Here is a 6,463-nt window from a genome sequence, read left to right on the forward strand (position 1 = left end):
TCAGCAGCAAACGCTAAGGCAGCCGCAGAATCAGCAGCTGCACAATCAGCTGCAACGTCAGCAGCAAACGCTAAGGCAGCCGCAGAATCAGCAGCTGCACAATCAGCTGCAACGTCAGCAGCAAACGCTAAGGCAGCCGCAGAATCAGCAGCTGCACAATCAGCCGCAACGTCAGCAGCAAACGCTAAGGCCGCTGCACAATCAGCCGCTGCGCAACCACAACACGTGGCAGCTACTACGACTGCAAAGCCTACTACAGTTGCATCAACAAATACGGCTGGTAACACTTACCCATACGGACAATGCACATGGTTTGTTAAGGGTGATTTAGGTTGGGTTGGTAACTACTGGGGTAACGCTTCAGCATGGCCAGCATCAGCATCAGCAGCTGGTCACACTGTAAATGGTACTGCCTCAGTTGGTGCTGTAGCATACTTTGCACCAGGTGTTGGTGGTGCTAGTGGTTATGGTCACGTTGCTGTTGTAGATTCTGTAAATGGAGATGGTACGATTACTATTTCAGAATCAAACTATGCAGGTAAGTTGTACAACACTCGTACAATCTCTACTTCATCAGTTTCAGGTTACATTCACCAATAATAAAAAGCTATTATTTAAGGAGACTCGCTTTCGAGTCTTTTTTTATATCTTTAATTAAGGAGAATTAAACAATGCCATTTAAAATAGAACCAGGTCGAGTGATTCACTTTAATGATTATGAAGTTATTGATGCTGAAATATTATTCAAACCCCCACTAGCGGATAAACCAGTTGAAGTTACCGCTTCAACATTTGCTCGTAAAATGACGGGTGCACGTATACAAAGAACAATGCTACAGATGATTATGGAAAGCTTGTGTGTGCCTTTAAGATCGGTAGTTAATGATGTTTTAGGTGTACCTTATCAAAAAGAAGGCAATAACCTGGAAAGTGGCTTTGATACCGCTGGGTTAATTCAGTATGTTTTTAATAATGTCGAAGGAATTGGTTTTCCAAATGAAATCAGTAATCAGATAAAAGCAGTGGCACAATTACCTATTAATGAAACGCAACCGGGTGACTTGTTAGTATGGGGAACGGCAGCGTTACCAACCACCGCTGGAATTTATATTGGCGGTGGTAAGTACATTACTGTTGATATGTTATCTGAAAAAGTTGTTATAAAATATATTTCACGAAAGTGGTTACCAGATTTTGTGGGCGCCATTCGATAGTTATTCTCAGCAATTAACATGAAATATTAGTTATAATGAGTGAGAGGAGGCTTAATATGAATTTTACGTATGAACCTGGTCGCCTGTTTCATGAAACAGATGGTATTGTAGGCGCTGAGATATTATTCCCAGCGATTTTAGGTGGTAAAGTATGGTCAATTGATCATACCTATGTTGATCCTAGCCTGCGTGGTCAAGGTATTGCTGGTCAATTATTAGCTGAAGTTATTGATCGAGCAAAAGAGGCGGATGTGCAGTTGAAGCCGGTTTGCACGTATGCGCGGCAAGCTTTTTTTAGACACGAAGAATATCAAAAATTAGCTTATAAAGATTAAGTTTATTTGAAAGCACGCGTTATTTTGACGAGTGCTTTTTAATTTTCATAAATTTAAGATATACTTATCTGTGAGAACATATTTGAGAGGAATAGGACATATGCAACGAGGATTTTCGATTGTAAAAAAGTATGAACATGATAATTTGAATTTGCCGATGCGCGCAACGCAACGAGCAGCTGGATATGATTTTCAGGCTGCTGAAAGTTTTGTTTTGCCATCAATTTGGCGATTACCATTTTTGAAAATTTTATGGCAAATTAGGCATAATGAAACGATAGCAAGTGTTGATGATGAAAAAGCAACCAAGGTTTTAAAACCACTGCTCGTACCAACTGGGATCAAGGCATATATGGGTGAAAATGAATATTTATTGATTGCTAATCGTTCGTCAAATCCGTTAAAGCGTGGTTTGATCTTGCCAAACGGTGTTGGTATTATTGATGCGGATTATGTAGATAATCCTAAAAATGAAGGTGAAATCTTTATTCAAATGATCAATTGGGGTCTTAAAGATATCACAATTAACAAAGGTGAACGGATTGGTCAGGGGATTTTTATGCCGTTCTTAGTAACGGACAATGATCAACAGCAAGTAAAACAAACACGACAGGGTGGATTTGGTAGTTCTGGTATTAAATAGAAAGAGGTGAATTATGGCAAAAACAAAAACCCAATTTGTTTGTTCCAATTGTGGGTTTGTATCACAACGGTATATGGGGCGTTGTGCTAACTGTGGTGCTTGGGGAACGTTTGTTGAAGAGGTTATGCAACCAGAAAAAGTTGATCGTAAATCACGTGTCAATTTAGCAGGACAAGTTGCAAAGGTAGAACGGCTAGACGAGGTTAACATTGAAGAAACACCACGTATAAGAACGGAAAATGATGAATTTAATCGTGTCCTTGGTGGTGGCATTGTACCTGGCTCAATGGTCTTAATTGGTGGTGATCCAGGGATTGGTAAGTCAACCTTATTACTTCAAATATCAGGTCAATTAGCGAATGCGGGTAGTAAGATTTTATATGTAGCTGGTGAAGAAAGTGCTTCGCAAATTAAGCTAAGAGCTGAGCGTTTAGGAGTTCGCGGTGATTCAGATTTTTTGCTATTTCCAGAAACAGATATGAAACAGATTCGACAAGCTATTGATGAAGCCAAACCTGATTTTGTGGTGATTGATTCGATTCAAACAATGCAGGAACCAGATGTTAGTTCGTCTGTGGGATCGGTATCGCAAATCAGGGAAACAACAGCAGAATTGCTACAGATTGCTAAGACTAACAATATTACAATATTTATTGTTGGTCATGTTACTAAAGAGGGTGCAATTGCAGGGCCTAAAATATTAGAACATATGGTTGACACTGTTCTTTACTTTGAAGGAGATAACCAACGTAGTTTTCGTCTATTAAGGGCAGTTAAAAATCGATTTGGATCAACCAATGAATTAGGTGTCTTTGATATGCAACATGGTGGATTAATGGAAGTTGCTAATCCATCAGACCTATTTTTAGAAGAACGTTTAGCCGATGCAAGTGGCTCAGCTGTTGTTGTTGCTATGGAAGGGACACGTCCGATTCTGGTAGAGGTACAGGCTTTGGTTACGCCAACTGTCTTTGGGAATGCCCAACGTACTGCTGCAGGTATTGATCGTAATCGTATTTCATTGTTGATGGCAGTTTTAGAAAAACGAGCTAATTTATTATTACAAAATCAGGATGCGTATGTTAGAGCAGCTGGTGGTGTTAAGTTGGATGAACCCGCAATTGATTTGGCAGTGGCAGTGGCAATTGCATCTAGTTATAAAGATGAACCAACACGCGCAACAGATGCTTTTATTGGCGAAATTGGTTTGACAGGAGAAATAAGACGCGTGCCAAATGTTGTTGAACGCGTTAATGAAGCCAAAAAGCTAGGATTTAAGCGGGTGTTTGTGCCACAGCATGTTACTGAACAGTTAACAGCGGTACAGGGAATACAAATCGTTGGTGCAAAAACATTAGCAGAAGCTCTAAAAATTGCACTTGATTAATAAACGGGAAGGAGCAGGATATGTTACGGAAACGAATCATTCAAAGTATTTTCATTTTAGCTGGTGGTGCAATTGCACTAACGTTAATGCCAGTAATTTGGGATATTTTAGATTTAACTAAATATGTATGGATTAATAACGTTATTTTTGATTTTATTTTTGGTGCTATTATTTTTTATCTGTTGAGTTTTGTGTTATGGCGTCCAGTTGATCGTACGATTCATCGAATTGAAACCTATTTGAATAAACAATCACCATTGTTATTATTGATAGGATCATTGACAACTTTAATTGGCTTGGTCATTGCCGTTGTCATCACAGTACCTTTGCAAAATATGGATAATTTCTTTTTAAGTGCTGTTGTACCTGTTATCGTGATGGTGCTATTGGGTTATCTTGGTTATAAATTAGGAACAACACGGATTGATGAATGGCGGAAGTTGATTCAAACAGTTTTGACAAGTCGTACAAAGAAAATACGGCCACAAAATGATGGGGAACAAGGCGATGTCTTAACTGAAACGGAAGCAAACTATCATCATTATAAAATATTAGATACAAACATTTTAATCGATGGTCGAATTGTAGATTTAGTAAAAACTGGTTTTGTTGAAGGGATATTATTAGTGCCAAATTTTGTGTTGTATGAGTTGCAATACATTGCTGACGCTGGCGAGGCGTTGAAACGTGTTCGTGGTCGTCGTGGTTTGGATGTTTTAAATGAACTTCGCGAAAAAAATTATGTGCCGTTAGAGATGTGGGAAGGTGACTATGAAGATATTAGCGAGGTTGATGAAAAGTTAATTCGCTTAGCTGAAGAAATAAATGGTACCTTAGTTACAAATGATTATAATTTGAACAAAGTCACAAAGTTTCAAAATGTTAAGGTCCTAAATATTAATGAGTTAGCTGGTGCATTACGACCACGTGTTGTTGTTGGCGATCATTTATCAGTCTTATTAGTTAAAAATGGTACTGAACGTCAACAAGCCGTTGGTTATTTGGACGATGGGACAATGGTTGTTGCCGAAGAAGGTCGTCAGCACTTGCAAAAAACAGTTACCGTAGAAGTGACGTCAGCTTTGCAGACTGATGCAGGTCGCATGATTTTTGGAACTGTTATTGCTAATTAACGCATATTTGAAAAAAATAATGATTTATTCAGAGCAACACATTGAAACACACGCCAAAGCGCGGTATATTAGTAATCGATGTATTATTATAGAACTATAAGATAAAAGAGGAGTGTCGATTAACATGGCTGAGACTACCGAAAAGAAAATCCGTGTGCGTTACGCACCGTCACCGACTGGACATTTGCATATTGGAAATGCCCGTACTGCATTATTTAACTGGTTATTTGCCCGACATCACAAGGGTGAATTTATTATCCGTATTGAAGATACTGATCAAACTCGTAATATTGCCGACGGTGAAAAGTCACAGTTGGACAATCTAGCATGGTTGGGATTGGATTGGGATGAATCACCAGCTAATCCTGGACAATATGGTCCTTATCGACAATCTGAGCGTTTGTCAATTTATAAGCCATTGATTCAAGATTTGTTGGATCGTGGTTTGGCTTACCGTTCATTTAAAACTTCAGAAGAATTAGCTGCTGAACGTGAAGCACAAGTTGCTGCTAAGCAAGCGCCACATTATGTCTATGAATATGCAGATATGACTGAAGCAGAAATTGAAGCCTTTCAGGCAGATGCACTAGCTAAGGGAATGCCTTATGTGGTTCGTTTTCGTGTTCCTGAAAATAAGGATTATGCATGGGATGACATTGTCAAAGGTCATATCGCAATCAATTCATCAACTGTTGGTGGTGATTGGGTTATTCAAAAAGCTGATGGTATGCCAACCTATAACTTTGCCGTAGTTGTGGATGACCACATGATGGAGATTTCTCACGTTTTGCGTGGTGATGATCACGTGTCAAATACACCTAAGCAATTGATGATTTATGATGCCTTTGATTGGGAAGCACCAATCTTTGGTCACATGACTTTGATTATTAATGCTGATACAGGTAAGAAATTATCAAAACGTGATGAAACGGTTTTGCAATTTATTGAACAATACCGTTCATTAGGTTACTTGCCGGAAGCTTTGTTAAACTTTATTGTTTTGTTGGGATGGTCACCGGTTGGTGAAAAAGAAATCTTCAATAAAAAGCAATTGGTAAAGCTATTCGATGAAGCACGTTTGTCAAAGTCACCAGCTAAATTTGATAATAAAAAGCTAGAATGGGTTAACAATCAATGGATTAAGACGGCTGATCAAAACATGGTTTTTGATAAATTGATTGAACAATTAGTTTATTCAGAAGTTGTTAACCCAGAAGAATTAACGGCAGAAAAGATGCAATGGTTACGTTCAGTAATGAATGTTTATATGGACGGCGTATCATTTACTGCCCAAATTGTGCCACTTATCAAGCCAGTATTCTTTGAAATGCCAGCAGCAAATGATATTCCTGATTCAGCAAAGGAATGGATGAATGCTGATAATGTAACTGATATGTTAAACTTATTTATTGATAAAATTGAAAAAATGCCAATCTTTACAGCAACAGCTGTTTTGAAGGCTGTTCGTGAAATTCAATCAGAGTTGGATGTTAAGGGTCGCGCCCTATGGAATCCATTGCGTATCGCAACTACACGTGAAGAACAAGGACCTAATTTAGGTGAGTTACTTGAATTACTTGGACGTGAACAAACATTAGCAAACATTCGTGAATTCTTGTAATAAAAAATAAGAGATGATGCCATTACGATGAAGTAGAGGTATCATCTCTTTTATTTGGCTCTATGTCAAACAGCGTGAAAATCGTGAAATTGACTTAAAGAGTTTGTGAAATATAGCTTGCGAATCTGAC

General features: G+C 38.5%; 7 protein-coding genes. All 7 read left to right on the forward strand.

Annotated features, from left to right (window positions below; genetic code table 11):
- A partial coding sequence (locus FFM61_RS09020) for a CHAP domain-containing protein (protein WP_218020856.1) occupies window positions 1-600 on the forward strand: 600 nt, incomplete at its 5' end.
- Between the two features lie 71 nt (window positions 601-671).
- Entirely contained in the window at window positions 672-1,214 is a 543-nt protein-coding gene (locus FFM61_RS08755; protein ID WP_074428088.1) for an NlpC/P60 family protein, read from the forward strand.
- A 56-nt stretch (window positions 1,215-1,270) separates the two neighbouring features.
- A complete protein-coding gene (locus tag FFM61_RS08760; RefSeq protein WP_074428089.1) occupies window positions 1,271-1,549 on the forward strand; it encodes a GNAT family N-acetyltransferase in 279 nt (92 codons plus the stop codon).
- Window positions 1,550-1,649: 100 nt separating this feature from the next.
- Complete coding sequence (locus FFM61_RS08765) at window positions 1,650-2,192, forward strand: dCTP deaminase/dUTPase family protein (RefSeq protein ID WP_074428090.1); 543 nt, start codon at window positions 1,650-1,652, stop codon at window positions 2,190-2,192.
- A gap of 13 nt (window positions 2,193-2,205) precedes the next feature.
- The gene (gene radA, locus FFM61_RS08770) at window positions 2,206-3,579 is read left to right on the forward strand and encodes a DNA repair protein RadA (RefSeq protein ID WP_074428091.1); all 1,374 of its coding nucleotides are present in this window, start codon (window positions 2,206-2,208) and stop codon (window positions 3,577-3,579) included.
- Window positions 3,580-3,599: 20 nt separating this feature from the next.
- Window positions 3,600-4,712 (forward strand): PIN/TRAM domain-containing protein, encoded by a 1,113-nt coding sequence (locus tag FFM61_RS08775; RefSeq protein WP_074428092.1) that lies wholly within the window; start codon window positions 3,600-3,602, stop codon window positions 4,710-4,712.
- A 124-nt stretch (window positions 4,713-4,836) separates the two neighbouring features.
- Window positions 4,837-6,333, forward strand: coding sequence for a glutamate--tRNA ligase (gene gltX / locus FFM61_RS08780; protein WP_074428093.1), 1,497 nt, complete (start codon window positions 4,837-4,839; stop codon window positions 6,331-6,333).
- Window positions 6,334-6,463 lie beyond the last annotated feature (130 nt).

The organism is Weissella hellenica (assembly GCF_005405545.1).
Classification (GTDB): Bacteria; Bacillota; Bacilli; order Lactobacillales; family Lactobacillaceae; genus Weissella; species Weissella hellenica.

Excerpts from the sequence above, each read along its gene's own strand:
- radA (WP_074428091.1), top strand. The coding sequence starts at position 2,206 with ATGGCAAAAACAAAAACCCAATTTGTTTGTTCCAATTGTGGGTTTGTA.
- FFM61_RS08765 (WP_074428090.1), top strand. The coding sequence starts at position 1,650 with ATGCAACGAGGATTTTCGATTGTAAAAAAGTATGAACATGATAATTTG.
- FFM61_RS08775 (WP_074428092.1), top strand. The coding sequence starts at position 3,600 with ATGTTACGGAAACGAATCATTCAAAGTATTTTCATTTTAGCTGGTGGT.
- FFM61_RS08760 (WP_074428089.1), top strand. The coding sequence starts at position 1,271 with ATGAATTTTACGTATGAACCTGGTCGCCTGTTTCATGAAACAGATGGT.
- gltX (WP_074428093.1), top strand. The coding sequence starts at position 4,837 with ATGGCTGAGACTACCGAAAAGAAAATCCGTGTGCGTTACGCACCGTCA.
- FFM61_RS08755 (WP_074428088.1), top strand. The coding sequence starts at position 672 with ATGCCATTTAAAATAGAACCAGGTCGAGTGATTCACTTTAATGATTAT.